We start from the raw sequence: 26,151 nt of genomic DNA, 5'->3' as shown, positions 1-26,151 counted from the left end.
ACAGAGGCCCGAGCCATGCCCACCATCAGCACCGACCAAGACCTGCGCAGCCTGCTCAACAAGCTGCCGGCGGACCAGCAGCGCATCATCGGCGCCCGCTTCGCCGACAGTGTCAAGCACCTGAGCCGGGACGAGCGCGTCAACCGTGCCATCGACACGGCGCTGCGCACCGACGCCACCGCCGGCGAGCTGGAGGACGCCTACCGCGCCGCCAAGGCGTATGCCACCAAGACCTACACCGACTGCGGCAAGGATACCGATTGGCTGGCGCAGGCGGATCACTTCGTCGCCGCCGCTGCGGCCGCTGCGCTGACGCCGGACAACCTCGTGCCCGAGAAGACCAACCGCGCCTGGAAGGCGGCGATGCAGGCCCGCATGGCCAACAACTGCGAGCTGGTGGAGGGCGACGACGAGATCCCCGGCGACGCGGTGCAGCGCCAGTACGCCATCGGCGACGAATTCCTGAACGCCGTGGGCTGAGCGAATGGCGGCCGCCGGGAGTGAGCCCTCGTGCCGGGCGTCGCGCAGCGGTGGCGATCGGCACCCGCCCCGGCGCGCCGTCCCCGCCCGGGTCCTCGCTCAGCCGCCCTGCCCGCCGTCTGCGGCTCGGACATCAAGCTCCTGTGCCGCCAGTATTTCGTCGTAGATGGCCCAGGCTTCGGCGGCACGCTCGGCGTCGATGCGCTCGATGACATGACCGAGATGCACGACCACGTAGTCGCCAACCGCGACCTCGTCCGGCCCCAGCATCAGCAGCGTCGCCTCGCGCTCGACGCCCTTGGCCTCGCAGCGGGCCACGAGGCCGTCGATGGCTTGGATCTGCATCGGGATGCCCATGCACATGGTGGCGGCCCGTATCGGTGAGTATTGCCGAGGAGCCTAAGGCCGCCCGGGCGGTCCGGCAAGCGGCAACCGCCCTCTTCCTGTGCCCGATCAATCCGCTCGGGCTGCGGATTCGGCATCATTTCGTCTACCCGAGCGCGCTCCCCACCCCTGTCCACCGGCGACCGGCCAGCGGCCGCACCGACCCACGCCATGCCCATGACCGAGCAAACCCCTCCGACATCCGACGCCGCGGCCGCGACCCTGATCCTCGGCCTCGGCAATGTCCTGATGACGGACGAGGCCGTCGGCGCTGCCGTGCTGGCGGCGCTGAAGCCAGTCGCCGACGCCGATCCGAGCATCGAGCTGATGGACGGCGGCACGCTCAGCTTCACCCTCGCCGGGCCCATCGGCGAGGCGGCCTGGCTCATTGTCGTGGACGCCGCGCGCATGGGGCAGGCGCCGGGCACCGTGCGGGTGCTGGAGGGCGACGCCATGGACGCGCAGCTCTCCCAGCACGCCAACAATGTGCACGAGGTGAGTCTGTCGGATCTCTTCGACATCGCCCGGCTGACCGATAGCCTGCCCGCCCGGCGCGCCCTTGTCGGCGTCGAGCCGGCCGCGGTGGACTGGGGCAGCGAGCTGAGCCCGGCCGTGGCCGCCGCTGTGCCGATGGCGGTGGCCGAGGTCGCAGGCTTGCTCGCGCGCTGGCGCGGCGGTGATTGAGCCGCCAGGGAGGCGCCCATTGATTGGCGTTTTCCCTGCGGAGCAGAATGCCCGCCATGCTCAGTGACGCAAATTGCTGAACATAACGGAGCCGGGAAGCCGCATCTTCCGGCTCCGCCGGCGAACGTTGTTTTCCCTGTGACGACAAAGGTATCGGCGAGCGGGCTGCGAATTCGCACCGCCTCTGCGAAACCTGCCTTGGGTCAAACCCCAGTTCATTAGATCCAACTAAAATTATCAAGTAGCGATACGGGAGCGAGAGATGGCGCCCATCGGTGACATCCCGATCAAGATCGAAGGCGAGCCGGCGCCGCCGGCGGAGTACGGCAATGCACTGCCGGTGCTGAGCCAGGTCCGCCACGCGCTGGCGCAGCTGGTCCAGGGTGGCGAGCCCACGCAGATCGACCTCGGCGCCATGCCCTTCGGGCCGGGTGACGAGGAGCGGCTGATGGCCCTGCTCGGCACCGGTGAGGTCACGGCCACCGTCGACGCGCTGGGGCTTACGCATATTCAGGAGACCGCCTTCAGCGGCGTCTGGATCGTGGAGTACCTCAACACCGACGGCCAACGCGTCGCCCTACACCTGGAGGTCGACCATGTGCCGCAATTGCTGCGCAGCCAGCCGGAGGACCTCGGCGCCGCGCTGGCCGCCCTCAATACGCAGCTCGCGGGCGCCCCGGATGCGACCTGAGCGCGGCGGCCGCTGAAGCAGCCGCCTGCGTATCCACTGGGCGTCCAACGCTGGATACAGGGCGCTCACGGCATTTCGCCCGCAAGCTTTCCGACATCCGGCAACGGATTGCCTGTACCTCAAACAACAGGAGGAACGATGGCCACAGCAAGCCCGCAACGCACCGATGGGCGGCCCGCGCCAACCCCCCAGCCCACACTCGGCGAGAGCCTGCGCCGCAACGGCGTCTCCCGCCGAGGCTTCATGCAATTCTGTGCCGCCACGGCCAGCCTGATGGCGCTGCCGCCGAGCATGGCCCCGGCCATTGCCGCGGCGCTGGAGAGCGCCCGGCGCCCGTCGGTGATCTGGCTCTCCTTCCAGGAGTGCACCGGCTGCACCGAGTCCCTGACCCGCAGCTTCTCGCCGACGGTGGAGAACCTGATCCTGGACACCATCAGCCTGGACTACCACCACACGCTCCAGGCCGCCGCCGGCGACGCCGCCGAGCACGCCCGCGAGGAGGCCATGCACGCCAACGCCGGTGAGTACCTGGTGGTGGTGGACGGCTCCCTGCCCGGCCCCAAGGCCAACCCCGGCTACAGCACCATCGCCGGCATCAGCAACTACGACATGCTGATGGAGACCGTCGCCGACGCCGCCGCGGTCATTGCCGTGGGCAGCTGTGCGGCCTTCGGCGGCCTGCCCAAGGCGGACCCGAATCCCTCCGGCGCCGTATCGGTGCAGGACCTGATCAAGGACAAGCCCGTCATCAACGTCTCCGGCTGTCCGCCGGTGCCCATGGTCATCACCGGCGTGCTGGCGCAGTACCTCACCTTTGGCAAGCTCCCGGAGCTGGACCAGTACAACCGCCCGCTCGCCTTCTTCGGCCAGTCCATCCACGATCGCTGCTATCGGCGCCCGTTCTATGACAAGGGCCTGTTCGCCGAGACCTTCGACGACGAGGGCGCGAAAAAGGGCTGGTGCCTGTATCGCCTCGGCTGCAAGGGCCCCATGACCTACAACGCCTGCGCCACCATGAAATGGAACGGCGGCGTCAGCTGGCCGGTGGAGTCCGGGGCGCCCTGCCTGGGCTGCTCCGAGCCGGACTTCTGGGACGCCGGCGGCTTCTACGATGCGCTGTCGGTGCCGCCGGGCAGATCCGGCGACATGCTGCTCGCCGCCGGTGCCGCCGGCGTGGCCGTGGGCACCGGCGCCGGGCTGCTGGCGCGCAGCAAGGCCAGGACTGCCGAGAAGCAACACGAAACCGTCACCGCCGAGCAGCTGGAGGAGAAGCTATGACCGCGATGGAATTCCTCATGCTGACCAAGGGTCCGCTGTTCCAGGCGGCCCTGGCCGTGTTCGCGCTCGGTGTGCTGGTGCGGCTGGTGGAGATCTTCGCCCTCGGCCGCGCGCACAACTATGCCGCGCCCCGCGGCAGCGCCGTCGCCGGCGGTCTGCGCACCATGTACAAGCGCTTCGAGCCGAATCCCGGCACCTTCAAGGCCGCGCCGTTCGATGTTGTCGTCGGGATGGTATGGCACATTGGCTTCATCATCGCCCTGCTCCTGTTCATCCCGCATGTGGAGCTGATCAAGTCCACCTTCGGCATCGCCTGGCCGGCGTTGCCGAACCCGGTGGTGGATGCCGTCACCGCCATCACCCTGCTCGGCCTGATCGCGGCGCTGGTGCACCGGCTGGCGCAGCCGGTGAAGCGCTTCCTGTCCACGCCCGAAGACTATTTGATCTGGGGCGTCACCTTCCTGGTAATGCTGACGGGCTGGCTCGCCTACCATCGGATGATCAATCCCTATCCGCTGGCGCTCGGCATTCACATCCTGGCGGCGGAGATCTTCCTGGTCGTCCTGCCGTTCACCAAGCTTTCACACATCTTCACGGCCTTCGTCGCGCGCTACTACAACGGCGCCATCTTCGGCCGTAAGGGGGTGCAGTCATGACCGAAGCCGTTCTCACACCCGGCGCCGACCTCCCCGAGCGCGGCACCGAGCAATCCGCCGGCAGCTTTTCGCTGGCGCGCGGCCTGAATGCCCTACGCGAGGAAATGGACGCCCCGGTGGCGTCCTTCTTCTCCAGCTGCGTCCACTGCGGGCTCTGCGCCACCGCCTGCCCGTTCTATGTGGAAACCGGGGATCCGAAGTACACCCCCATCCACAAGCTGGAGCCCATGCGCATCCTCTGGGAGCAGGAGTTCACCTTCTGGGGCAAGCTCAAGAGCACGCTCCGCGAGAAGCTGCCGCTGGAGAAGTGGGGCCTGGACAAGCTCGGATTGGACAAGCTCGTCGGCGGCAAGCAGGTCACCGACGCGATGCTCGCCGAATGGGAGCCGCTGCTGTACGACTCCTGCACCATGTGCGGGCGCTGCTCCATGGTCTGCCCCGTCGGCAACGACATCCACTACATGATCCGCAAGGCCCGTGAGGGTCAGGTGGCCAGCGGCCATTCGCCGGAGGGGCTCATCGCCGCCTCGGTGCGCGCCGTCAACACCGGCAGTCCGATGGGGCTCAAGTGGAAGACACTGGATGTGCAGATCAAGCACGTGGAGCAATCCACCGGCTTGGAAGTGCCCATCGACAAGCAGGGCGCCGACTATCTGGTGCTGCTGTCTTCCATGGAGATCATCAACTTCCCGGAATACCTGGAAGCCCTGACCAAGATCTTCGCCCACGCCGGCGTCTCCTGGACGCTGAGCCAGCAGTGCTTCGAGGCCACCAACGCGGGTATTCAGATCGGCTCCAAAGACATCGCCGCGACCCTGGTACAGCGGGTGGTGGACGCCGCCGAGGCGCTGGGCGTGAAGAACGTCATCAGCCCCGAATGCGGCCATGCCTACACGGCCATCCGCTGGGAGGGCCCCAACGCCATCAAGCGGGCCTACCCGTTCAAGGTCTTCCACATCATCGAGGTGCTGGAGCAGCTGCGCGCCGAGGGCCGCATCAAGACCGAGGGCAAGGAGGACGACCGGCTCTCCATGCACGACCCCTGCAACCTGGCGCGCAAGAGCGGCGTCATCCAGCAGCAGCGCAACCTGATGGACCTGGTGGCGGACGAGTTCGTGGACCTGAAGGAGCACGGCAAGATGCAGTGGTGCTGCGGTGCCGGCGGCGGCGTGTCCTCCAACGAGCGCGCCGAGGAGCTGAAGCTCGCCGCCTTCAAGAAGAAGAAGGCGCAGATCGAAGAGGTGGAGCCCGATCGCATGGTGACCATGTGCGCCACCTGCCGCACCCAGCTGGAGGAAGGGCTGGAGGAGTACACCATGGACATTCCGGTGGTGGGGCTGACGGAGCTCATCGCGGACCACTTGGTTGAGAGTGACGACGAGCGAGTGACGAGTAAGGAGTAGGGAGTGACGAGTTACGAGTAGCGAGCAGCGAGGGGCGGCAGACCAAGGGCGCAGGCGCTTGTTGAAGTGCCCCCTGCAGGCTCTGCTCAGCCCTCCGCACTCGAAGCTCGTTGCTCGAAGCTTGTAGCTCGCCCGTCGAAACTCGCCCCTCGAAACTCGAAAGTCACTCCTCGAACCTCGGTACTCAATAATGAACGAACGTGTCGTCGTCGACCCCATCACCCGCATCGAAGGCCACCTGCGCATCGAGGCGGAAATGGACGGGCAGAACATCGCCCAAGCCTATTCCTCCGGCACCATGGTGCGCGGCATCGAGACCATCCTGAAGGGCCGCGACCCGCGGGATGCCTGGGCCTATGCCCAGCGCATCTGCGGCGTCTGCACCCTGGTGCACGGCATGGCCTCGGTCCGCTCGGTGGAGGATGCCCTCAACGTGGATGTACCGCCGAACGCCCAGCTCATCCGCAACATGATGGTGGGCGCCCAGTTCATCCATGACCACGTGATGCACTTCTATCACCTGCATGCGCTGGACTGGGTGGATGTAGTCTCCAGCTTGAGCGCGGACCCCAAGGCAACGTCCCAGCTGGCGCAAAGCCTGAGCGGCTGGCCCAAGTCCTCGCCGGGGTATTTCGCGGACGTGCAAAAGCGCATCAAGCAGTTCGTGGAAACCGGCCAGCTCGGCATCTTCGCCAACGGCTACTGGGGCCACCCGGCCTACAAGCTGCCGCCGGAGGCCAACCTGATGGCCGTGGCGCATTATCTGGAGGCGCTCGGCTGGCAGCGGGAAGTGGCCAAGCTGCATGCCATCTTCGGCGGCAAGAACCCGCATCCGAACTTCGTGGTCGGCGGACTCACCTCCCCCATCGACCTGAATTCGGACTCCGCCATCAACTCCAAGAAGCTGTCTCAGGTGCAGGACCTGATCAAGCAGATGCAGCAGTTCGTGGCGCAGGTCTATGTGCCGGACACCGTCGCCATCGCCGGCTTCTACAAGGACTGGGCCGAGCGCGGCGAGGGTCTCGGCAATTTCCTCTGCTACGGCGACCTGCCCATGTCCGGCGGCAGCTTGAGCAATACGGACGACTTCCTGTTCCCGCGCGGGGCCATCCTGAATCGGGACCTCGGCAACATCCAGCCGGTGGACCTGCACGCCGACAGCGAGATCCAGGAGTTCATCTCCCACTCCTGGTACGAGTACGACGCCGGCAACGAGGCCGGCCTGCACCCCTACGCCGGCGAGACCAACCTGGAGTACGACAAGCGCGGCGGCGTGAAGCCGCCCTACAAACAACTGGACGTGCAGGACGGCTACTCCTGGCTCAAGTCGCCGCGCTGGAACAGCGAATCCGTGGAGGTCGGCCCGCTGGCGCGCATGCTGCTGCTCTATGCGGACACCAGCGCCCAGGCCCATCCACAGGCCAAGGAGCTGGTGGACTCCACCCTCGCGCAGCTCGGCCTGCCGGTGGACGCCCTGTTCTCCACCCTCGGGCGCACCGCCGCACGCACGCTGGAGTCCCAGATCGTCGCCGACGCCATGCAGGGCTGGTACGACCAGCTCATCGCCAACGTCAAAGGCGGGGACACCAAGACCTTCGCCGAGGCCCTGTGGCAGCCCTCCAGCTGGCCCAAAAAGGCCCAGGGCGCCGGCTTCATGGAGGCCCCGCGCGGCGCACTCGGGCATTGGATCGTCATCGAGAACGAGAAGATCGCCAACTACCAGGCGGTGGTCCCCTCCACCTGGAACGCCGGCCCCCGTGACCCCCAGGGCGTCCCCGGCGCCTACGAGGCCGCGCTCCAGGACAACACCCAGCTGCACGACCCCAAGCAGCCCATCGAAATCCTGCGGACCATCCACTCCTTCGACCCCTGCATCGCCTGCGCGGTGCACGTGGCCGACCCGGAGACCGGCGAGTCCATCGAGATCAAGGTGAGCTGAGGGCCGAGCCCGGGCCGGCGGCGCAACGCCGCCGGCCCCGCCGGCAGGACCCGGGCTGCACAACGGCCCGGCTGCAAGTCGGCAAGCACAAGGGGTGCGCACTCCCGCTGCCTCCCCAACCCCCGGGGACGCCGAGCGCCGCTCGGCGGACCTTGTCTGGCTTGTCTACCCCCGCTGCTCGTACTGACGCTGAAGGACCCAGACGAGACGGCGCCTTTGCGCCCTGCACCGACCTCGTGGCGAAGCAGCCCTACCATGCAAAACCGCCCTGCCTCGCTGATCCGCCTCGCCGACCTGCCGCTCAGCCTGACGCTGCTGTCGATCCTGGCGGGCAGTGTCATCAACCGGGTCATGGTGGTGGAGGTGGGCCTGCCGGTGATCCTGGCGGGGCTGTTCATCGCCGTTCCGTTGCTGATCTCGCCGGTGCGCATTTGGCTCGGGCATCTGTCGGACGCCTACCCGCTATGGGGACGGCGGCGGGAGCCCTACCTGGTCCTCGGCGCCCTGCTCTCCGGCGGCGGTGCCGCGCTGGCCGTGGTGCTGGTGGTGCAGACGCCGGCGCCGGCGAGCGCCGGTGGCGCGCTGATTGTGCTCGGGCTCCTGCTCTACGGGGTCGGCCGCAATCTCACCGGCAACACCGTCCAGGCCTTGCTGACCGACCGCTTCGCCGCCGGCGTGCCGCGGGCGCGGGCGGCCAATCTCTACGAGGTGGTGAAGATCCTCGGGCTGGTGGTCGGTGCCGGGCTGCTGGGGCTGGGGCTGAGCAGCGGGCTTGCGGCGGCGAGCCTGCTGGCGCAGGCGGTGGAGCTCACCAGCGCCCCCAGTGCCGGGCTGCTGCTGGGGGTCTGGGGGCTCGGCTTCCAGCTCGGGCGCGCGCTGGCCAGCGTGATCGGCGCAGGCATCGTGGACTTGATGAACCTGGTCACCGTTGATGCCCCGCTGTTGGCCTATGGCGCGGCCTTCGCCGGCGAGGCGGCGCTGCTGATCGGTGCCCTGCTCACCTACGGGCGGCTGCGCATGCGCGCTGCGCGGGTGCTGTCTGCATCCTAGGCAAGCGTCTCGGCGCGAGTGGGCACCGCACAGCGGCATTGAGCAACGCCGTTGCCGAGCGACAGGGCGCGCCGGGCCCGGCGCCGGCCTGTCGCTCGGTCAAGCCTGCGCCCACAGCCCCAAGACCTGCTCGGCAGCCCCTGACCGATCGGCTAAACTTCGGCTGCCGTGGACGGGAGCTTTGCCCCTAAGAGGAGCTGTTCACCACGAAGCACACGAAGAGCACGAAGGAGAACGCGAAAAGAGACAGGCGCTTTAAGGTCGACATCGCCGCGATGTCGCTCACCCGGCAGGTGGCCGCGCGAGCGTGCTTATCCTGCTGGGCTGCTTCGTGTTCTTCGTGCTCTTCGTGGTTCAAATACCGGATCTAGGGCCCGACAACGCCGTGACGGCCGCGCCGATATTGCCGGGTTGTACACCGCCCATCGCTCAGCTCTTACCCGCGCCCAACGACGGTACCCGAATCCCAAAGGCCCCCTTGTCCGTTATCTCTGCCCCCCGCGTCATCGTCGGCCTCTCCGGCGGCGTCGACTCCGCCGTCGCGGCGCACCTGCTGATGCAGCAGGGCTATGCCGTGGAAGGCCTGTTCATGAAGAACTGGGAGGAGGACGATGCCCCCGGCTATTGCTCGGCCGCCGAGGACCTGGCCGATGCGCAGGCGGCCGCGGATCGGCTCGGTATCCCGCTCAGAGCCGTCAATTTCGCGACGGAATATTGGGATCGGGTGTTCGAGGCCTTCCTCGCCGAGTACCGCGCGCTGCGTACACCGAACCCGGACGTGCTCTGCAACAGCGAGATCAAGTTCCGCGCCTTCCTGGACCATGCCCTGGACTTGGGCGCCAACTGGATCGCCACCGGCCACTATGCGCGGGTGTCGCACGGCGGTGCAGGCAGCCGACTCCAGCTCGCCCGGGATGCGGGCAAAGACCAGACCTATTTCCTACATCGGCTGACGCAGCCCCAGCTCGGCCGCGCGCTGTTTCCGCTGGCAGACCTGAGCAAGGCGAATGTTCGTGGGATCGCCCGGCGGCTCGGGCTCGCGAATGCCGACAAGAAGGACAGCACCGGCATCTGCTTCATCGGCGAGCGGCGCTTCGCGGACTTCCTGGCGCGCTGGCTGCCCGCGGACCCCGGGCCCATCGAGACGCCGGCGGGCCAGGTGGTCGGCGAGCACCGCGGGCTCGCTTGGTACACCATCGGCCAGCGCTCGGGCTTGCGAATAGGCGGCGTGCGCGACGCCGGCGAGGCGCCCTGGTTCGTCGCCGCCAAGGATGCCGCGCGCAACACGCTGGTGGTGGTCCAGGGCGCCGAGCATCCGCTGCTCTACGCCGCCGGGCTGCGGGCCGAGCAGCTGCACTGGATCGCGGGCCGGCCGCCGGTGACGGCAGATCGGCTGCCGTTCGCGTGCCTGTGTCGGCTGCGCCATCGTCAGCCGCTGCAGCCCTGCACCCTGGTCGCGTACGATAACGAGGTTTGCCGGGTCCGCTTCGCCGAGCCGCAGCGTGCCGTCACGCCGGGGCAGTCGGTGGTCTTCTACCTGCGGGACGAATGCCTCGGCGGCGCGGTGATCGCCGCTGCCGCTTAGGCGCCGCCTACGCCGAGCGCTCGAGTCGACATCGAGGGCCGCCGTTGCGGATTGCCCCCGCCCTGCCCCCATATCAGACTGGGGTGGCGCATCATCCACAGACGCGGCCCCACACTCGCTCCTCGTAACTCGCAACTCGCCACGCACAATGGAACACTCAGACCAAGACCGCCTCATTGCGCTCGCCGGCTTACATCAAGCGGCCTACTGCGTGCAGCGCATCGCCAACCGCGGCAGCGTGGACTCGGCGCAGATGGAGCCCTGCATCTACAGCCTGTTCCAAATCGACGCCGAGGACGTCGCGTCCGTCTACGGCGAGCCGGGCGCCGTCGCCACCGGCGCGCGCCAGGTGGTGGCCCAGCTCACCGGCGAGCCCCAGCGGGAGATGGAGCTCACCCGCTACGTCGTCGCCCTGATGCGCCATGAGCGCAACCTCGCCGGGCGGCGCAAGATGGCGCAGGAGATTGCCCGGCGCATCCAGGGCGCCGCCGACGCCCGCGGCGACCTGCCGCTGCTGGACCGCGAGGTGCTGGCGGGACTCGCGGGCATCTACCAGGACACCATCAGCAAGCTCACCCCGCGCATCATCGTGCGCGGCAATCCGCTGTATCTTCAGAACCCCGACAACCAGGACCGCATCCGCGCACTGCTGCTCGCCGGCATCCGCGCCGCTCTGCTCTGGCGCCAGTGCGGCGGCAGCCGCTGGCAGGTGCTGCTGGGCCGGCGCAAGATGCTCGACGCGGCGCGGGCCTATCTGCGCGATACCGAGAGCGTCTGACCGCAGGGTCGCCACACCGCCCGCTCGCGCCATGAGCCGGCGTGCCGACCGGTTGGATGCGCCCGCACCCGAGCAGCCGAAAGGTGCGGACCAGGCGCCTTGGGCCTAACTTCGCAGCGACAACGCGGCAGGCGCGATGGCAGATGGCCTGCAAGTTGTCTGCCTCGGTACCGTTCGGAACCAACTCGGGCACAGGCCTGGCGCTGAAGAAGGTCAAGCGCTTCGGGGCTGCAGGACGAAGTCCCCGAGGCATGCGAGCCCGCCCCGGGCATTGGCCTTGCGTACATAGCGCTCGTCGGCGGTAATCAGCGTGGCCTCGCGTTCAAGCGCGACGGCGTGATAGAGGGTATCGAACAGGTGATGGTCGAGGTCCGCAGCGAGCCGCGCTGCGCGCAGCAGCACTGCATGCTCATCGCAGACCGGAAGCTCCAGCGCATCGAGTAGCCCGGTCGCCCGCTCCAAGATATCCGGGCGCAAGCGCACCACGACAGCGGTGGTCTCCAGCAGCCAATGCACTGGCTGGATCACGTCGAGGCGGCCTTGGCGGATCGCCTCCAGTACCTCGACGGCCCGGTCGGCATGCGGCTCGACCAGCGGGTCCGGAAAGACCCACTTTACTGCCACACTGGCATCGATCACCGCCCTCACGGGCGCCCGTCCTCCCGCGCACTGCGGATTTGCTGATCCGACTTCGGTTGTTGTTCCGCGCGCAGCTCCAGCAGGGCATCGATCGCGGCTGCACGGCGCTGCTGGCGCCGTCTATCTTTGATCGCCTGCCGCATCAGGGCGGTCAGCAAAGCGCTCTTGTTCTCCCCCGCAAACAGGGCGTTGAATTCTGCTTTAACCTCGTCGGGCACGCTGAAGTTGACTGTGGCCATCGGTCTCTCCCGTTATGTTGTTGATGACTTCAACAACAGTAGCCGGGCTGACCGGAGGCCGCAAGTGTGGGCAGCGATGAGGTCGCCGGCGAAGAGCTCGCCGTGAAAGCGGACCGGCATGCACGGCAACCGGCCACTTGCGGGCCGTCCCGCCGCGGCCCGGCTCCGCGCACGCGCGCCCAGACATGCACCAGCCATGCAATGGCAACAATTGCGGCGGGCATGGTGCGCCGCGGGCCGCGCATCGCTAGAATCGGGCGAATTCCGCACCGCAACACGCCCAGACCGGAGCCCCCAGATGCACGACAGCTTCAAGGCCAAGGCCCACCTCGACGTCGCCGGCAAGCGCTACGAGATCTTCCGCTTGGATGCCGTCGCCAACAGCGCCCGGCTGCCCTTCAGCATGAAGATCCTGCTGGAGAACCTGCTGCGCCACGAGGACGGCGTCACCGTGAAGCGCGCGGACATCGAGGCCGTGGCCAACTGGAACCCGCAGGCGGAGCCGAGCACCGAGATCCAGTACCGCCCCGCCCGCGTGCTGATGCAGGACTTCACCGGCGTGCCGGCGGTGGTGGACCTGGCCGCCATGCGCGATGCCATGAGCGCGCTCGGCGGCGACCCGGACAAGATCAACCCGCTGCAGCCGGCGGAGCTGGTCATCGACCATTCAGTGCAGGTGGACAAATACGGCTCCGACGCGGCGCTTGGTCTGAACGCGGAGCTGGAGTTCTCCCGCAACAAGGAGCGCTACCAGTTCCTGAAGTGGGGCCAGCAGGCGTTTGACAACTTCGCCGTCGTGCCGCCGGATACGGGCATCGTGCACCAGGTGAATGTCGAGTACCTCGCCCGCGTGGTCTTCGGCCGCGAGGTCGACGGCGTGCTCCAGGCCTATCCGGACACCCTGGTGGGCACCGACAGCCACACCACCATGATCAACGGCGTCGGGGTGCTGGGCTGGGGCGTGGGCGGCATCGAGGCCGAGGCGTCCATGCTGGGCCAGCCGGTGTCTATGCTGATCCCGAAGGTGGTCGGCGTGAAGCTGACGGGCAAGCTGCCGGAGGGCGCCACGGCCACGGACCTGGTGCTGACCATCGTCGAGATGCTGCGCAAGCACGGCGTCGTCGGCAAGTTCGTCGAGTTCTACGGCCCGGCGGTGAAGACCCTGCCCATGGGCGATCGCACCACCATCGCCAACATGGGCCCGGAGTACGGCGCCACCTGCGGGCTCTTCCCCATCGACGAGGAGACGCTGGACTTCCTGCGCCTGACCGGCCGCAGCGACGAGCAGGTCGCGCTGGTGGAGGCCTACGCCAAGGCCCAGGGCATGTTCGACGCCGACGGCAGCCTGGAGGCGGACTACAGCGAAACCCTGGAGCTGGATATCAGCACCGTCGTCCCGAGCCTCGCCGGACCCAAGCGCCCGCAGGACCGGGTGGCACTCACGGACGTGAAGGCGGGCTTCGAAGCGGCGCTGAAGAAGGTCAACGCCGAGCGCGGCGTCGCGACCAAACCGCCGGTCAAGACCAGCATGGACGGCCAAGACGTGGAGGTGGGCGACGGCGCAGTGGTGATCGCCGCCATCACCTCCTGCACCAACACCTCCAACCCGAGCGTCATGCTCGGCGCCGGCCTGGTGGCGAAGAAGGCCGTGGAGCGCGGCCTGAGCGTACCGCCCTGGGTCAAGACCTCGCTGGGCCCGGGCTCCATGGTGGTCACCAAGTACCTGGAAGAAGCGGGTCTGATGGAGCCGCTCAAAGCGCTCGGCTTCCACGTGGTGGGCTATGGCTGCACCACCTGCATCGGCAACTCCGGCCCGCTGCGCCCGGAGGTCTCCCAGGCCATCGCCGACGGCGATCTCACGGTGGCCTCGGTGCTCTCCGGCAACCGCAACTTCGAGGGCCGGGTGCACGCCGAGGTGCGGATGAACTACCTCGCCTCGCCGCCGCTGGTGGTGGTCTACGCCATCGCCGGGCGCATGGGCTTCGCCCCCTACAAGGACCCGCTGGCGACCGACAAAGACGGCAACCCGGTGTACATGCGCGACATCTGGCCCACCCAGGGCGAGGTAGCGGACGCCGTGGCAAGCTTCGTCGGCGCCGACGACTTCACCCAGAGCTACGCCGAGGTCTTCAAGGGCGATGCCCGCTGGCAGGGCCTGTCGGCACCCGCCGGCAAGACCTTCGCCTGGGATGCCGGCAGCACCTATGTGCAGGAGCCGCCCTACTTCCAGGGCATCACCATGGCGCCCGAGCCCGTGGCGGCCATCGAGGGTGCCCGCTGCCTGGCGCTGCTCGGCGACTCCGTCACCACGGACCACATCTCACCCGCCGGCAACATCAAGGCGGACAGCCCCGCCGGGCGCTATCTCATCGAGCACGGCGTGGCGCCCGGCGACTTCAACTCCTACGGCTCCCGCCGCGGCAACCACGAGGTCATGATGCGCGGCACCTTCGCCAACATTCGCCTGCGCAACAAGATGGCGCCGGGCACCGAGGGCGGCGTGACCCTGCACCAGCCCGACGGCGAGCAGCTGTCCATCTTCGATGCCGCCATGCGCTACCAGGCCGACGGCGTGCCGGCCATCGTCATCGCCGGCAAGGAATACGGCTCCGGCTCGTCCCGCGACTGGGCCGCCAAGGGCCCGCGGCTCCTGGGTGTGCGGGCGGTGATTGCCGAGAGCTACGAGCGCATCCACCGCACCAACCTGGTGTGCATGGGCGTGCTGCCGCTCCAGTTCCAGCCCGGCGACAGCGCCGAGTCCCTGGGCCTCACGGGCTATGAGTCGTTCACCATCGAAGGGCTCGACGATGGCCGCGCCAAAGAGGTCAAGGTCACCGCAACGGCCACGGACGGCGGCACCAAACAGTTCGACGCCCGCGTGCGCATCGACACCCCCAACGAGGTGGAGTACTACCAGCACGGCGGAATTCTGCATTACGTGCTGCGGAAGCTGGCGGCTTGAGTTGGTAAGCCTTCAGGAAGCTGCCCGCGACATCATCGCTCTCCGGCGGGAGGCAGCATTACGTGAGGTGCAGGGAGATTTCGAGGAAGTGCGCGTGGCCGTATGAAACGCACCAAGCCAGTGCCGTTCTGCGATGTTGAGGAAGGCGAAGCGGATCTGCGCATCCTGCCCCTCGATCACAACTCCAACCACGCGGGCAGTCGCAGGGCGTAGGGTGGACAAGCGAAGCGCAGTCCACCGGCTTACGGGTGGCCCCGGGGTGGACTTCGCTGTCGCTCGTCCACCCTACTGGTCCCGCTGACGACCAAGCCGCGGGATTTCAGTCGGCAACGAGCGCGCGGAACTCGCCCTTGGCCTCGGTGACCAGGCTGACCATGACGATGGCGGCCATGGCGAAGAGGAAGCCGGGGATGATCTCGTAGATGCCCGGGCCGCCGAGGAAACTGGCGTTCCAGCCGAGGCTGATCCAGGCGATTACGGTCGCGGCGCCGACCACCAGCCCAGCGACCGCGCCGGCGCCGGTCATCCGGCTCCAGGTCAGGGACAGGATCATCAGCGGCCCGAAGGCGGCGCCGAACCCGGCCCAGGCGTTGGCGACGAGGCCGAGCACCTGGCTGTCGGGGTCGCCCGCGATGAACGCGGCCACGGCGCCCACGGCCACGACGGCGATGCGCCCGACGGTGACGATGGCCTTGTCGCTGGCCTTTTTGTTGACCAGCAGCCGGTAGAAGTCTTCGGCCAGGGACGACGAGGACACCAATAACTGGCTCGAGACGGTGGACATGATAGCCGCCAGCAGCGCGGCGAACAGGAAGCCGGTGATGATGGCCGGGAACAGGGTCTCGGCGAGCAGGATGAAGATGGTCTCCGCGTCCTCCAGCACGATGCCGCTGCGCTCGACATAGGCACGGCCGAGGATGCCGACGCCGATGGCCCCGATGAGCGAAATGCCCATCCAGGCCATGGCGATGTTGCGCGCGGTCGGCACCTCTTTGACGCTTCTGACGGCCATGAAGCGCACGATGATGTGCGGCTGGCCGAAATAGCCCAGGCCCCAGGCCATCAGCGACAGCCAGCCGATGAAGGTCATGTCGGGCGTCCACCAGGAGAGCGTGAAGCCCTCGACGTTCGACAGCGTCTGCCCCGCCTGCACGAAGCCGCCGCCATCGCCGGCAAAGAGCACGACGGCCGGCATGATGATCAGCGCCAGCATCATGATGAAGCCCTGCACGAAGTCCGTCAGGCAGACGGCGAGGAAGCCGCCGACCACGGTGTAGGCGAGCACGATGCCCAGGGTCAGCCAGACACCGACCTGGTAGTCACCGGCGAAGGCCGACGAGAAGAGCTTGCCGCCCGCCACCAGGCCGGAGGCGGTGTAGACGGCGAAGAAGAGCACGATGATGATCGCGGAGACCATGCGCAGCGACGTCGCCTGGCTCGGAAAGCGGTTGCCGAGGAATTCCGGAATAGTCAGCGCGTTGTCGTAGCGCTCGGTCTGCTCACGCAGCCGGGGTGCGACGACGATCCAGTTGATCAGGGCGCCGATGAACAGGCCGACCCCGATCCAGGCCTCCACCAGTCCGGCCGCGTAGAGGGCGCCGGGCAGGCCGAGCAGCAGCCAGCCCGACATGTCCGATGCGCCGGCCGACAGGGCGGCGACGGCCGGCGGCAGGTCGCGCCCGCCGAGCATGTACTGCTCGGAATTGGCGGTCGCCTTCCGCCAGGCATAGAAGCCGATGCCGAGCATGGCGGCGAAATAGATGATCAGGCTGATCCAGATGCCCGTCTGCATCGCGCGTCTCCTTATCTTGAGTTGAGGTGGGGGTTGGGGTGGCGAATCAGGCGGCCGCGGCCAGCAGGCTGGCGTTGCCGCCGGCCGCAGTGGTGTCGATGCAGATATGCCGCTCCGCGTAGAAGCGCGCCGGACAGATCACCTCGGTCTCGAGCAGGACGATGCGCCCGTCGCGGCCCGCGAGGGCGCGCCGGAGCGCTCGGGTCCAATCGGAGCCCCCGGCGGCCGCGACCGCGACAAGCCCGGGGACCTCGGCCAGCGCCTCGGGCGCCAGGCGGCCGTCGATCGCCGCCACCGGCGCGCCGGCACGCGCGAGCGGCGCCGATGCCGCCTCGGCGCCGCTCGCGACGATGAGCGCCGGACAACCCGCCGCGAGCGCCTGGGCCGCCTGCGCCAAGGCCGTGTCGAGCTCCGGCCCGAGGCACAGGATCGGCCCCTTGGGCGGCATGGACAGGCGGTTCGACTCGCCGGTCGGCCCGGGCAGCTCGAACTGACCGTTGTCGAAGGCGGCCGCGGCATTGACCGCGCGCCGCACCAGGGCCCCCGCGCCGCCGAGCGCCCGCCGCAGGACCTGGACCCGATCATGGCGGGCCGCCCAGGCGGTCGCATCGATGGCGGCCAGCGCGGCACCAACGCGCTCCGCCGGGACGACTTCGCCACCTTGAGGCGCATCGTCCGCCCCCTGTTGCACCGGGTGTTCCGTCGGCGGCTCGGTCCGGCGGAAGCGGTCGACGTAGTTCGGCCCGCCCGCCTTGGGCCCGGTGCCGGACAGCCCCTCGCCGCCGAAGGGCTGGCTGCCGACGATGGCGCCGATCTGGTTGCGGTTGACGTAGATGTTGCCGACGTGGAGGCGGTCCACGACCTGCTGCACGCGGTCGTCGATGCGGGTGTGCAGCGCGAAGGTGAGGCCGAAGCCGCGGGCGTTAATGGCGTCGATGGTCTTGTCGATGTCCTGCGCCTTGAAGCTGGCCACATGCAGCACCGGTCCGAAGACCTCGCGCTCCAGGTCCTCGATGCCGTCCACCTCCACCAGCGCGGCGCCGACGAAGGTGCCCTCCCCCGGCGCGCCCAAGCGCTTGAGCAGGCGCCCTTGCTCGGCCCGGGCGTCGACATAGGCGCAGATGTCGGCCTGGGCCTCGGCATCGATGACCGGCGCGACGTCGGTGTCCAGCGACCAGGGATCGCCGGTCACCAGGGCATCCATGGCGCCTTTGAGCATCTCGATCATCCGGTCCTTGGCCTCCGCCTGCACATAGAGCATGCGCAGGGCCGAGCAGCGCTGGCCCGCCGACTGGAAGGACGAGGCGACGATGTCGTCCACCGCCTGCTCCGGCAGCGCGGTGGAGTCGACGATCATGGCGTTCAGCCCGCCCGTCTCGGCGATCAGCACCGCGTCGGCGGGGGCGTTCGCGGCCAGCGCCCTGTGGATGCGCTGTGCCGTCTCGGTGGACCCGGTGAAGCAGACACCGGCGATGCGCGGGTCCGAGGTCAGCGGCCCGCCCACGGTCGGGCCGTCCCCGGGCAGCAGTTGGAAGGCCGCCTTGGGCACGCCGGCCTCGCGGAAGAGTTCCGCTGCGCGCGCGGCGATGATCGGGGTCTGTTCCGCCGGCTTCGCCAGCACCGCATTGCCGGCGGCCAGCGCGGCGGCGATCTGGCCGGTGTAGATGGCCAGCGGAAAGTTCCAGGGGCTGATGCAGACGAAGACGCCCCGCGCCTCGCCGGGCGCCTCCGCCTCCAGGCGCTCGGCCTCATCGGCATAGAAGCGCAGGAAATCCACGGCCTCGCGCACCTCGGCCACGCCATCGAGTAGGATCTTGCCGGCCTCACGCGCGGCGATGGCGCAGAGCTCGGCCGCGTGCGCCTCGTAGAGGTCGCTGATGCGGCGCAGCACCGCCGCGCGCTCCGCCACCGGCGTGGCGGACCATCGCGCGACCCCGTCCTGCGCGGCGTCGAGGGCGCGTGCAACCTCGGCATGGGTGGCCTCGTGCACCTGCCCGACCGGACGACCGTCGGCCGGCGAGCGGACCTCCCGGGCCGGTCCCTCGGGGGCCGCGTCGTCGGCCAGCACCGGCCGCGCGGTCCAGAGCGTCTCGGCGAAGCGGTTGCGTGCCTCGATGAGCGGAGCCGCGCTGGCCGGCTCTTCCAGGCGATAGCCCTTGGAGTTCCGGCGCCCCGGCTGGAACAGGTCGCGCGGCAGGCGAATGTCCGGGTTCTGGATGGGCGCGTTGGCCAGCGCCCGCTCCACCGGGTCCGCGGCGATGACCTCCGGCGGGATGTCCTCGTTGACGATCTGATTGACGAAGCTCGAGTTGGCGCCGTTCTCCAACAGACGCCGCACCAGGTAGGCCAACAGGTCCTTGTGCGGGCCGCAGGGGGCGTAGATGCGGCAGCGCGTGCCGGCCCGGGAGCGGACGATCTCGTGCAGGGACTCGCCCATGCCGTGCAGGCGCTGGAGCTCGAAGGTGTCGCGCGCGCCGCCCGCCATCTCCAGCACCGCCGCGCAGGTGTGGGCGTTGTGGGTGGCGAACTGGGCATAGATGCGATCACGCATGTCGAGCAGCATGCGCGCGCAGGCCATGTAGCACAGGTCGGTGTTCACCTTGCGCGTAAACACCGGGAAGGCGGCCGCGCCGAGCTCCTGCGCCAGCTTGATCTCGGTATCCCAGTAGGCGCCCTTGACCAGGCGCACCATGATCCGGCGGTCGAGCCGCTCGGCCAGGGCGTAGAGATGCCGCAGCACCTCGGGCGCCCGCTTGCCATAGGCCTGCACGACGACGCCGAAGCCGTCCCAGCCCGCGAGGCCCTCATCCGACAGCACGGCGTCGATGACGTCGAGGGAGACATCCAGCCGGTCCTGCTCCTCGGCGTCGATGTTGAAGCCGACCCCGGCCTTGGCCGCCATGCGCGCCAGCTCCAGACAGCGCGGGATCACCTGCCCCTCCACCGCCTTGCGCTGCGTGGTCAGATAGCGGGGCGACAGGGCCGAGAGCTTGACCGAGATGCCCGGGTTGTCGCGGATATCGCTGTCGGCGACCTTGGCGATCTCCGCGATGGCGTGGGCGTAGCTGTCGAAGAAGGCCTGTGCATCGGCCTCGGTGCGGGCCCCCTCGCCGAGCATGTCGTAGGAGTAGGTGTAGCCCTGTTTGCGGAGCGCCGCGCCGCGCTTGATGCCCTCCTCGATGGTCTGGCCGAGCACGAACTGCTGACCCATGATGCGCATGGCCCGGGCGACCGCGGTGCGCACCACCGGCTCGCCGAGGCGCTTCATGAGCCGGCGCGCCCCGGAGGCCGGCTTGGAGGGGTCATCGTCGAGGATGCGCCCGGTCAGCATCAGGGCCCAGGTGGATGCATTGACCAGCGGCGAGAAGGACTGCCCGAGGTGCGCGCTCCAGTCCGAGGGCGCGATCTTGTCCTCGATCAGGTCGTCGATGGTCTCGGCATCGGGCACGCGCAGCAGGGCCTCGGCCAGGCACATGAGGCCGACGCCCTCTTCCGTGGAGAGGCCGTACTCATCCAGGAAGGCCTCCATCATGGTGGGATTGGTGTCGCCGCGCACACGCCGGATCAGCGTCGCCGCCTCCGCCGTGATCGCCTCGCGCCGCTCCGGCGCCAGTCCCAGCCCGGCGGCCAGCTCCTGCACCACCTCGGCTTCGTCGACGCCATAGCGTGCGCGGATCGCGGCCCGTGTGTCCATCACCGCCGATGCAGGGGCTTGGGCTTCTTGGCTCATCGCGTCACCACTGCTGTTGTGTCACCGCCGCAGTCACGCTGGCGGCCGTGCGCGGGGACTTCGGCTCGCGTGCAAGCGAGGGAGGACGGCTCAAAGTCACGCCTGATCGCTGCGGAACACGCGGACACCCCGAACCTACCAGCATGGCTCAACACGTGCCAGTATGGCTCGAGGGTTTCGGTCGGTCTGGGACCATGCGCCCGAGCCGATGCCGGACTGGGACCTCCCCCAACAGCCCGAGTCCGACTGCGAGCCCGATCTACCTCGACAGCGCGGCGACCACCCGCGTTGCCCCTGAGGTCTGCGCCGCGATGCTGGCGCATCTCGACGGGACCGCGGGCTTCGCCAACCCATCTTCCGGCCCGCACGAGCCCGGGCTGCAGGCCGCAGACGCGGTCGAGCGCGCCCACGCCGATGTCGCCGCAGCACTGCGCTGCGCCACCGCCGAGATCATCTTCACCGGCGGCGCCACGGAGAGCATCAACCTTCGCATTGTTTGCCGGCGCGCTGTTCGGTGCGCCTGATGCCGCCGGCAAAGCCAGCGCCGACGCCAAGCTCCGCGATGCCGCGCCGGGCTTGGCAAAGCGCCCGAGCCGCGCAAATCACGGCACCGGGGGCCGATTGCGCGTGCAGGTCAACGGCATATCGGACTCGCTGATCCGCCAACTGATGCTCGCGCTGGCCCGCGCCGCGGAGCAGGCGGCGCTGCCGCAACCACTGGTCAAGCGCATCCAGGCCGCGGGACGGCCCGGCACCCGCATGGTCTTGCGAGATGAGTACACTGTCACCGGAACTCGAATCGGTTACCGGCATCGCACCACTTGCCTTAGACTCAGGGTGATTCAGGGTCGCGCATCGCATAGGCGACGAAATGACCGACGTTCCGTGGACAGTGTATTTATCTTGACGACGGAGTTGCGGGCGAATCCAGCGCGGTATCGTCCGATCCGGGATCTATTAGACCACCACTCGGAATCTGACCGCTGTCGCCCGATGCTGCGACTTCCCAGAGCCAGACTGCTCCGACTCGGGTGGACTGTCCACTGGGCTGCGGCAGTTCGCGTCGCTACGCCGCGTTCGAATGCACCAGCGCCCGTTGCTCAGCCAGCTTGCGCTGTAGTTTTGGGCAAGCGACCGACGTGTCAGCCATCCTCGCCGTTATCGTCTTGGAAGATCGCGGGAATGTCCCGGCGTCGGTGCAGGATGCGGAGCACGTCGATTCGATCCGGATGCTCGATATAGAAGACCAGGTAGGGAAAGCGTTTTACTCCGAAGCAACGCAGACCGCTGCGCTGGAGTATCTCGGGGTAGCGGGGCGATCCGATTCCGGGCATTTCGGCAATCAGGCCGAGCGTTTGCTCCATGGCATCGATGAACCTCAGCTCCAGTGCCTCGCCGCCTTCGCCGTAGTAGTAGTCGCTAGCGTCTTCCAGATCTCTGCGTGCCAGCTTGCGTCGGATGATAGCCTTGCCCGTCACTTCCGTGGCGTTCTCGACCTTGCGCGCGCACGGAGGTCGTCGAAATAGGGCTTGTCGAAAGTGCCTTCGATCGTCGAGCTGGCACCCTCGTCGATGAGATTGCGGAACCGGACAACCTCGCGGTGTTCGCGGATCAGCTGGCGTAGATATTCGCTGGTACTGGTATAGCTGGACGCGGCGACCTGCTCGCGGACGAATTCCTCAAGGTCGTCCGGTAGGGAAATGCTGATCTGGGACATGATGTGTGTCTCCGATGAGTTGGACGTGGCGAGGTATCGTGCCGTCGTCGGCCCGATGAGTGCATTGTTTAGCGCAGAATCATAGCGACGAGCTGTCGCCCTTGGTAGGGCGGCATGTAGCCGTTGCGATCTTGGAAGTTGAGCTGGGCGCGCTCACCGGGGCGCTTGAAGACACGATGTGATCCTCGGCCTGAGTCGTGGCTGGCTGAAGCGCATTGCGTGGTAGCCGCCGTCTCTCTCTCGGGAGACGGTGAAGCTCCACTCGTATCCCGGTGGCACGCTGTACAGCAGAGGCGAGGCTCCGCACCCACAGCGCCCGCGCCGGCGCCGCCCCGAAAGCCCGTCAGCGCCGCTGTTCGGCGTTGACCACACATTCCACCGCCGCCCGTGCCAAGGCCCACGGCATCCCCTACCTCGCCATCGCCGGCGGCATCAGCGAGGGTATCGGCGCGCTCCACGTCAGCGGGATCGACGTTGTCTTCAGCCTCTGCCGCGGCCCGATGACCTTGGACGAAGCCCAGCGCAACGCCGGGGCCCTGCTCGCCGACGCCGCCGAGCAGGCCGTCCGCGGCTTCTTCGCCGGCCGCTGACCCCCAGGTGCGCCGGCTTCAGCCGGCTGGAAGACAAGCTGCGCCTGGTCGAAGAGCTTTGGGACCGCATCGCCGAAGACGGCCAGGCGCCACCGCTCAGCGACTGCAGGAAGCCGAGCTCGACAAGCGGGACAGAACGCGAGGGCTTGCAGGTCTCGTGTCCGCGGGACAGGCTCACCCGATGAGCCTGTGATGTTGGTACAGTCTGCAACCAGAGGCGGAGTATGCTGAACGTGCACGACGCAGCAATGCCAAGAACCGACAGCCCGATCTACCTCGACAGCGCGGCGACCACCCGCGTTGCCCCGGAGGTCTGCGCCGCGATGCTGGCGCAACTCGACGGGACCGCGGGCTTCGCCAACCCATGTTCCGGCCAGCACGAGCCCGGGCTGCGGGCTGCAGACACCGTCGAGCGCGCCCGTGCCGATGTCGCCGCAGAACTGCACTGCGCCGCCGCCGAGATCATCTTCACCGGCAGCGCCACGGAGAGCATCAACCTTCGCATTGTTTGCCGCCGCGCTGTTCGGCGCGCCTGATGCCGCCGGCAAAGCCAGCGCCGACGCGAAGCTCCGCGATGCCGCGCCGGGCCTGGCAAAGCGCCTGGACCGCGCAAACCGCGGCACCCGGGGCCTATTGCGTGTGCAGGTCAACGGCACACCGGACTCGCTGATCCGCCAACTGATGCTCGCGCTGGCCCGCGCCGCGGAGCAGGCGGCGCTGCCGCAAACCTTGGTCAAGCGCATCCAGGCCGCGGCACGGCCCGGCACCCGCATGGACCGCGTCATCGCCCTCATCAGCCAAAGCCGGAGCGCCTGGGCAAACACCGGCGGAGGCGGCCTACTGATCGAGCTCGACGAGCTCGGCAAGCTCTTGGAGCTCGAGGCCCAGGGGGCGGTCACAGCGAAAAACTACTCCAGTTCCTGGCGCGGGGCAGTGCCGCTTCTCAGGCACAACACCCGCGCGCGTCCCGCGGCGTATGCTGGGGAAGACCAGGAGCCGTCTGCGGTGGCTATCGGTTCCGGGTGTTTGGGCCTTGGTTGTTTCCAGCGTGGACGGGGACGCCGGGATTTCGAGAAAACAGACCGGAGCCCGTCGATGAGTACACTGTCGACCGAACTCCCTGAAACGCCAGCTTGCAGGGGCAGTCCGGCCGGCGTCCCTACCCTTCAGCCGAAGAGCGCCTCCAGGCTGTCAGCGCTCAGGATGCGCTCGGACCAGCGGCGCAAGGTGTCGCTGTCGGCCGCGTCGATGCGCTGTCGCACGCGCTCCACCGCGTCGGCGCCGAACTTCTTCTCGATGAGCCACAGCAGCAGGTCGGCTTCCCCGTCGCGATAGCCGATCTGCTTGCCCTGCTCCAGACCCTTCTCGATTCCGGCCCGTTCGACACTCGTCATGTATGGCATCTGCTTGCTCTCCTCGAAGGTGTAGAGGTCCTCGCGAAAGGCCGCTTCCGCCGCCGCCGGCAGCCGGATCATCCAGTCGATGATTCGGAACAGCTCCAGGATGGTCTTGCGCGCATAGCCTCTATCGTACATCAGACGGATCAGGCGGAACTTCCAGGCCCTGAGTGTCTCGGCATCCTTGCTCGCCTTGGCCCGGATCTGCGCCATGACGACCAGCGCGAAGACATTGTCGCTCGCCTCCAGCGCCGCCCAGCGCTCCGGCGTGCTCCAGTCCAGCAGCTTGGCGACGGGGAAGCGGAAGTCGATGACACAACCCCACAGCGCATCGCTGAAGCGCCCGGGGCGGAAGCCGGCATCGGCGTCGGCGAGCACGGCGAGGCTCGCCACCGGCACGGCATGGGCATCGCGGATGCGGTGGTTGTAGACGAACATGCGCGCCGGGAAGCCCGCCGCCGCCTCCCCCTGCACCTCCACGTGCACCAGCACGCCAATGGGCTGACCTAGGCGGGCTGACCGTCCAGGCGGTGCACACCCACCAGCTTGTCGGCATAGCGGCGGCCGGTCTCCGCATCGCGCACGATCTGCTGGAGCTCCTTGTCCAGGAAGCGATGCCCGCGGGACCAGTCGATGCCGGTATGGACGGCGGGGAACAGCAGCGCCAGGAACTCCGGAAACCAGCCCTCCAGGGCTTCCTTCCAGGGGCTGTCGTGATCGCTGGGTGGGTTGGTGGCTGTTTCCTCGTCTGTCATCTCGGCCTCCGGCTCGGCTCTCGGCTGCGACGCTTGAGTATAGCCGCTGTCATCCAGTCGTGTACGCCTGGCCGCTTCACCATGCATTGCTGAGAGCAAGCTCTCGGCATCCCCAACGGCACCCGCGCCGCCGCACCGCGATGTCTGCCCGGAGCTACTCCCGGTTTCTTGCGGGATGAAAACACTGTCCCCGGAATTTGAGTCCCGGCAGCTGATCCCGCCGTGGGCCGATGCACCCGGGCTCCGCGCGACGCACAGCGGCGCGCCCGGCCTCGTCCGTGCCGCCGTCCCGACTGCGTTCTGTGCTTGCCCCGGGGCCACGGCTTGGCTACGCTGCGGAATCAAAAGGTACCCAGTCGTTACCTGACCGATCAACGCGGAAAAGCACCGATGGCGAAGTTCCTGAACACCAGCGCGACCAACTACTACCTCGAAGAGCTCATCAAGGCCGCGCGCGAAAGGCTGATCATCATCAGCCCCTTCCTCAAGTTCAACGACCGCATCCGCGAACTGCTGGAAGACAAGGACCGCATGAAGATCGACGTGCGCATCGTCTACGGCAAGAGCGAGCTGTCGCCGAGCGAGATCAACTGGCTGCGGTCCCTCAACTTCGTCCGCACCAGCTTCTGCCAGCATCTTCACGCCAAGTGCTACGTCACCGAGCGTTACGCCATCATCTCGTCCATGAACCTGTACGACTTCAGCCAGATCAACAACAACGAGATGGGCGTGCTGATCTCCCGCAAGGAAGAAGAACAGCTCTACCGCGACACCTTCGAAGAGGCCCAACGCCTGATCCGCATCAGCGACGAAGTTCGCCTCTCCGCCGAAACCATCGCCAAGGGCGAAGACGGCGCCCAAGCGCCCTCCGCCGCGAACAAGGTCGAGGACAAGCCCTACGACAAGCTCACCACGTCGAAGGTCGCGAGAGCCTTGGGGATGCGTACCGGAGAGCTCGACGACAAGCTGATCACCGCCGGGTTACTGACGAGGGACGGCGACCAGTTCAGGTTGCTGGATCAAGGCGAGGCGGCAGGTGGGGACTTTCGGTTTTCGAAGAAATTTGGGCCTTTCTTTATCTGGCCGAGTGATTTGGCGATTGAGTAAGGCATTCGTGGTCTGTCCCGGAATTCCGCCGGTCCCGCAAGTTCTGCCGCCGGACTCTTGTCCAGAGGGGGGTGACCAGTAGAAGCTGAAGGACGATAGAAAGGCGGCGGGCGGGGAGTTTCGGTTTTCGAATAACTTTGTCCCCTTCTCTATTTGGTCGAGTGATCTGGCACTCTCCTGACGTATCCATTGTCTGATCCGGAATCCTTTGATCTCCGTCCTTACGGGTTCTTTTCGAAAACCGGTTACACATATGCGACAAGTACCAGACGAATGCGAAGCTCTTCGTCCCAGC

25 protein-coding genes are annotated in these 26,151 nt (G+C 67.7%); 15 read left to right on the top strand and 10 right to left on the bottom strand.

Features of this window, described 5'->3' with window-relative positions:
* The first annotated feature begins 15 nt into the window (after positions 1–15).
* Positions 16–480 carry a hypothetical protein gene (locus CKO31_RS06185; RefSeq protein ID WP_200235033.1) on the top strand — a complete coding sequence of 155 codons (465 nt, stop codon included), beginning with the start codon at positions 16–18 and terminating at the stop codon, positions 478–480.
* A gap of 99 nt (positions 481–579) precedes the next feature.
* On the opposite strand, the gene CKO31_RS06180 is transcribed toward CKO31_RS06185, so the two are convergent.
* Positions 580–837 (bottom strand): HypC/HybG/HupF family hydrogenase formation chaperone, encoded by a 258-nt coding sequence (locus CKO31_RS06180; RefSeq protein ID WP_306341714.1) that lies wholly within the window; start codon positions 835–837, stop codon positions 580–582.
* A 204-nt stretch (positions 838–1,041) separates the two neighbouring features.
* Here CKO31_RS06180 and CKO31_RS06175 point away from each other — a divergent pair, with 204 nt between their 5' ends.
* From CKO31_RS06175 to CKO31_RS06145, 7 genes are all read left to right on the top strand, one after another.
* Complete coding sequence (locus CKO31_RS06175; protein WP_200235029.1) at positions 1,042–1,548, top strand: hydrogenase maturation protease; 507 nt, start codon at positions 1,042–1,044, stop codon at positions 1,546–1,548.
* A 262-nt stretch (positions 1,549–1,810) separates the two neighbouring features.
* The gene (locus tag CKO31_RS06170; protein WP_200235027.1) at positions 1,811–2,239 is read left to right on the top strand and encodes a hydrogenase expression/formation C-terminal domain-containing protein; all 429 of its coding nucleotides are present in this window, start codon (positions 1,811–1,813) and stop codon (positions 2,237–2,239) included.
* Between the two features lie 138 nt (positions 2,240–2,377).
* Complete coding sequence (locus tag CKO31_RS06165; protein ID WP_200235025.1) at positions 2,378–3,517, top strand: hydrogenase small subunit; 1,140 nt, start codon at positions 2,378–2,380, stop codon at positions 3,515–3,517.
* Positions 3,514–4,173, top strand: coding sequence for a hypothetical protein (locus tag CKO31_RS06160; protein WP_200235023.1), 660 nt, complete (start codon positions 3,514–3,516; stop codon positions 4,171–4,173). Before CKO31_RS06165 ends, CKO31_RS06160 begins: the two co-directional genes overlap by 4 nt.
* 104 nt (positions 4,174–4,277) lie before the next feature.
* Positions 4,278–5,576, top strand: coding sequence for a (Fe-S)-binding protein (locus tag CKO31_RS06155; protein ID WP_242475193.1), 1,299 nt, complete (start codon positions 4,278–4,280; stop codon positions 5,574–5,576).
* Between the two features lie 190 nt (positions 5,577–5,766).
* Positions 5,767–7,515, top strand: coding sequence for a nickel-dependent hydrogenase large subunit (locus CKO31_RS06150; RefSeq protein ID WP_200235020.1), 1,749 nt, complete (start codon positions 5,767–5,769; stop codon positions 7,513–7,515).
* Positions 7,516–7,770: 255 nt separating this feature from the next.
* Positions 7,771–8,565 carry a PucC family protein gene (locus tag CKO31_RS06145; protein WP_200235018.1) on the top strand — a complete coding sequence of 265 codons (795 nt, stop codon included), beginning with the start codon at positions 7,771–7,773 and terminating at the stop codon, positions 8,563–8,565.
* A gap of 187 nt (positions 8,566–8,752) precedes the next feature.
* Here CKO31_RS06145 and CKO31_RS06140 read toward each other — a convergent pair whose 3' ends face one another.
* Positions 8,753–8,923, bottom strand: a complete 171-nt coding sequence (locus CKO31_RS06140) for a hypothetical protein (protein WP_200235016.1) — start codon at positions 8,921–8,923, stop codon at positions 8,753–8,755.
* Between the two features lie 129 nt (positions 8,924–9,052).
* On the opposite strand from CKO31_RS06140, the gene mnmA reads away from it, so the two are divergent.
* Positions 9,053–10,150, top strand: a complete 1,098-nt coding sequence (mnmA, locus tag CKO31_RS06135) for a tRNA 2-thiouridine(34) synthase MnmA (protein WP_200235091.1) — start codon at positions 9,053–9,055, stop codon at positions 10,148–10,150.
* 148 nt (positions 10,151–10,298) lie between these two features.
* Positions 10,299–10,928 carry a high frequency lysogenization protein HflD gene (gene hflD / locus CKO31_RS06130; RefSeq protein WP_200235015.1) on the top strand — a complete coding sequence of 210 codons (630 nt, stop codon included), beginning with the start codon at positions 10,299–10,301 and terminating at the stop codon, positions 10,926–10,928.
* Between the two features lie 213 nt (positions 10,929–11,141).
* Here hflD and CKO31_RS06125 read toward each other — a convergent pair whose 3' ends face one another.
* On the bottom strand, positions 11,142–11,576 hold the full coding sequence (locus CKO31_RS06125) for a type II toxin-antitoxin system VapC family toxin (protein ID WP_200235013.1): 435 nt from the start codon (positions 11,574–11,576) through the stop codon (positions 11,142–11,144).
* The gene (locus tag CKO31_RS06120; RefSeq protein WP_200235011.1) at positions 11,573–11,806 is read right to left on the bottom strand and encodes a hypothetical protein; all 234 of its coding nucleotides are present in this window, start codon (positions 11,804–11,806) and stop codon (positions 11,573–11,575) included. The genes CKO31_RS06125 and CKO31_RS06120 overlap by 4 nt, the downstream gene beginning before the upstream one ends.
* 298 nt (positions 11,807–12,104) lie before the next feature.
* Between CKO31_RS06120 and acnA the strand changes: the two genes are divergently transcribed.
* Entirely contained in the window at positions 12,105–14,768 is a 2,664-nt protein-coding gene (acnA, locus tag CKO31_RS06115; protein WP_200235009.1) for an aconitate hydratase AcnA, read from the top strand.
* A gap of 319 nt (positions 14,769–15,087) precedes the next feature.
* Here the strand turns inward: acnA and putP are convergent, their stop codons facing one another.
* Together putP and putA are read right to left on the bottom strand one after the other, a co-directional pair.
* A complete protein-coding gene (putP, locus tag CKO31_RS06110) occupies positions 15,088–16,560 on the bottom strand; it encodes a sodium/proline symporter PutP (protein ID WP_200235007.1) in 1,473 nt (490 codons plus the stop codon).
* Positions 16,561–16,606: 46 nt separating this feature from the next.
* Positions 16,607–20,290 (bottom strand): bifunctional proline dehydrogenase/L-glutamate gamma-semialdehyde dehydrogenase PutA, encoded by a 3,684-nt coding sequence (gene putA / locus CKO31_RS06105; RefSeq protein ID WP_200235005.1) that lies wholly within the window; start codon positions 20,288–20,290, stop codon positions 16,607–16,609.
* Here putA and CKO31_RS27370 point away from each other — a divergent pair.
* On the top strand, positions 20,263–20,814 hold the full coding sequence (locus CKO31_RS27370; protein ID WP_306341711.1) for an aminotransferase class V-fold PLP-dependent enzyme: 552 nt from the start codon (positions 20,263–20,265) through the stop codon (positions 20,812–20,814). The genes putA and CKO31_RS27370 overlap by 28 nt on opposite strands.
* A 618-nt stretch (positions 20,815–21,432) precedes the next feature.
* Here CKO31_RS27370 and CKO31_RS06095 read toward each other — a convergent pair.
* Positions 21,433–21,768 carry a type II toxin-antitoxin system RelE/ParE family toxin gene (locus CKO31_RS06095; protein WP_200235001.1) on the bottom strand — a complete coding sequence of 112 codons (336 nt, stop codon included), beginning with the start codon at positions 21,766–21,768 and terminating at the stop codon, positions 21,433–21,435.
* On the bottom strand, positions 21,765–22,007 hold the full coding sequence (locus CKO31_RS06090; RefSeq protein ID WP_200234999.1) for a ribbon-helix-helix domain-containing protein: 243 nt from the start codon (positions 22,005–22,007) through the stop codon (positions 21,765–21,767). Before CKO31_RS06090 ends, CKO31_RS06095 begins: the two co-directional genes overlap by 4 nt.
* Before the next feature lie 362 nt (positions 22,008–22,369).
* Between CKO31_RS06090 and CKO31_RS06085 the strand changes: the two genes are divergently transcribed.
* Complete coding sequence (locus CKO31_RS06085) at positions 22,370–22,597, top strand: glycerate kinase (protein WP_200234997.1); 228 nt, start codon at positions 22,370–22,372, stop codon at positions 22,595–22,597.
* Positions 22,598–22,845: 248 nt separating this feature from the next.
* The gene (locus CKO31_RS06080) at positions 22,846–23,133 is read left to right on the top strand and encodes an aminotransferase class V-fold PLP-dependent enzyme (protein WP_200234995.1); all 288 of its coding nucleotides are present in this window, start codon (positions 22,846–22,848) and stop codon (positions 23,131–23,133) included.
* Between the two features lie 630 nt (positions 23,134–23,763).
* Here the strand turns inward: CKO31_RS06080 and CKO31_RS06075 are convergent.
* Both CKO31_RS06075 and CKO31_RS26710 read right to left on the bottom strand, forming a co-directional pair.
* Positions 23,764–24,486 (bottom strand): RpnC/YadD family protein, encoded by a 723-nt coding sequence (locus CKO31_RS06075; protein WP_322789102.1) that lies wholly within the window; start codon positions 24,484–24,486, stop codon positions 23,764–23,766.
* Between the two features lie 14 nt (positions 24,487–24,500).
* A complete protein-coding gene (locus CKO31_RS26710; protein WP_200234993.1) occupies positions 24,501–24,749 on the bottom strand; it encodes a hypothetical protein in 249 nt (82 codons plus the stop codon).
* Between the two features lie 390 nt (positions 24,750–25,139).
* Between CKO31_RS26710 and CKO31_RS06065 the strand changes: the two genes are divergently transcribed.
* Positions 25,140–25,856, top strand: coding sequence for a phospholipase D family protein (locus tag CKO31_RS06065; protein WP_200234991.1), 717 nt, complete (start codon positions 25,140–25,142; stop codon positions 25,854–25,856).
* Positions 25,857–26,151 lie beyond the last annotated feature (295 nt).

The organism is Thiohalocapsa halophila (assembly GCF_016583825.1).
Classification (GTDB): domain Bacteria; phylum Pseudomonadota; class Gammaproteobacteria; order Chromatiales; family Chromatiaceae; genus Thiohalocapsa; species Thiohalocapsa halophila.
This window is presented reverse-complemented; position numbering and strand designations above follow the sequence as displayed.

Bases quoted from the DNA above. Each gene is read 5' to 3' on its own strand.
- CKO31_RS06185 (WP_200235033.1), top strand. From the start codon at position 16: ATGCCCACCATCAGCACCGACCAAGACCTGCGCAGCCTGCTCAACAAG.
- CKO31_RS06180 (WP_306341714.1), bottom strand. From the start codon at position 837: ATGGGCATCCCGATGCAGATCCAAGCCATCGACGGCCTCGTGGCCCGC.
- CKO31_RS06175 (WP_200235029.1), top strand. From the start codon at position 1,042: ATGACCGAGCAAACCCCTCCGACATCCGACGCCGCGGCCGCGACCCTG.
- CKO31_RS06170 (WP_200235027.1), top strand. From the start codon at position 1,811: ATGGCGCCCATCGGTGACATCCCGATCAAGATCGAAGGCGAGCCGGCG.
- CKO31_RS06165 (WP_200235025.1), top strand. From the start codon at position 2,378: ATGGCCACAGCAAGCCCGCAACGCACCGATGGGCGGCCCGCGCCAACC.
- CKO31_RS06160 (WP_200235023.1), top strand. From the start codon at position 3,514: ATGACCGCGATGGAATTCCTCATGCTGACCAAGGGTCCGCTGTTCCAG.
- CKO31_RS06155 (WP_242475193.1), top strand. From the start codon at position 4,278: ATGGACGCCCCGGTGGCGTCCTTCTTCTCCAGCTGCGTCCACTGCGGG.
- CKO31_RS06150 (WP_200235020.1), top strand. From the start codon at position 5,767: ATGAACGAACGTGTCGTCGTCGACCCCATCACCCGCATCGAAGGCCAC.
- CKO31_RS06145 (WP_200235018.1), top strand. From the start codon at position 7,771: ATGCAAAACCGCCCTGCCTCGCTGATCCGCCTCGCCGACCTGCCGCTC.
- hflD (WP_200235015.1), top strand. From the start codon at position 10,299: ATGGAACACTCAGACCAAGACCGCCTCATTGCGCTCGCCGGCTTACAT.
- CKO31_RS06120 (WP_200235011.1), bottom strand. From the start codon at position 11,806: ATGGCCACAGTCAACTTCAGCGTGCCCGACGAGGTTAAAGCAGAATTC.
- acnA (WP_200235009.1), top strand. From the start codon at position 12,105: ATGCACGACAGCTTCAAGGCCAAGGCCCACCTCGACGTCGCCGGCAAG.
- putP (WP_200235007.1), bottom strand. From the start codon at position 16,560: ATGCAGACGGGCATCTGGATCAGCCTGATCATCTATTTCGCCGCCATG.
- CKO31_RS27370 (WP_306341711.1), top strand. From the start codon at position 20,263: ATGCAGGGGCTTGGGCTTCTTGGCTCATCGCGTCACCACTGCTGTTGT.
- putA (WP_200235005.1), bottom strand. From the start codon at position 20,290: ATGAGCCAAGAAGCCCAAGCCCCTGCATCGGCGGTGATGGACACACGG.
- CKO31_RS06090 (WP_200234999.1), bottom strand. From the start codon at position 22,007: ATGTCCCAGATCAGCATTTCCCTACCGGACGACCTTGAGGAATTCGTC.
- CKO31_RS06080 (WP_200234995.1), top strand. From the start codon at position 22,846: ATGCCAAGAACCGACAGCCCGATCTACCTCGACAGCGCGGCGACCACC.
- CKO31_RS26710 (WP_200234993.1), bottom strand. From the start codon at position 24,749: ATGACAGACGAGGAAACAGCCACCAACCCACCCAGCGATCACGACAGC.
- CKO31_RS06065 (WP_200234991.1), top strand. From the start codon at position 25,140: ATGGCGAAGTTCCTGAACACCAGCGCGACCAACTACTACCTCGAAGAG.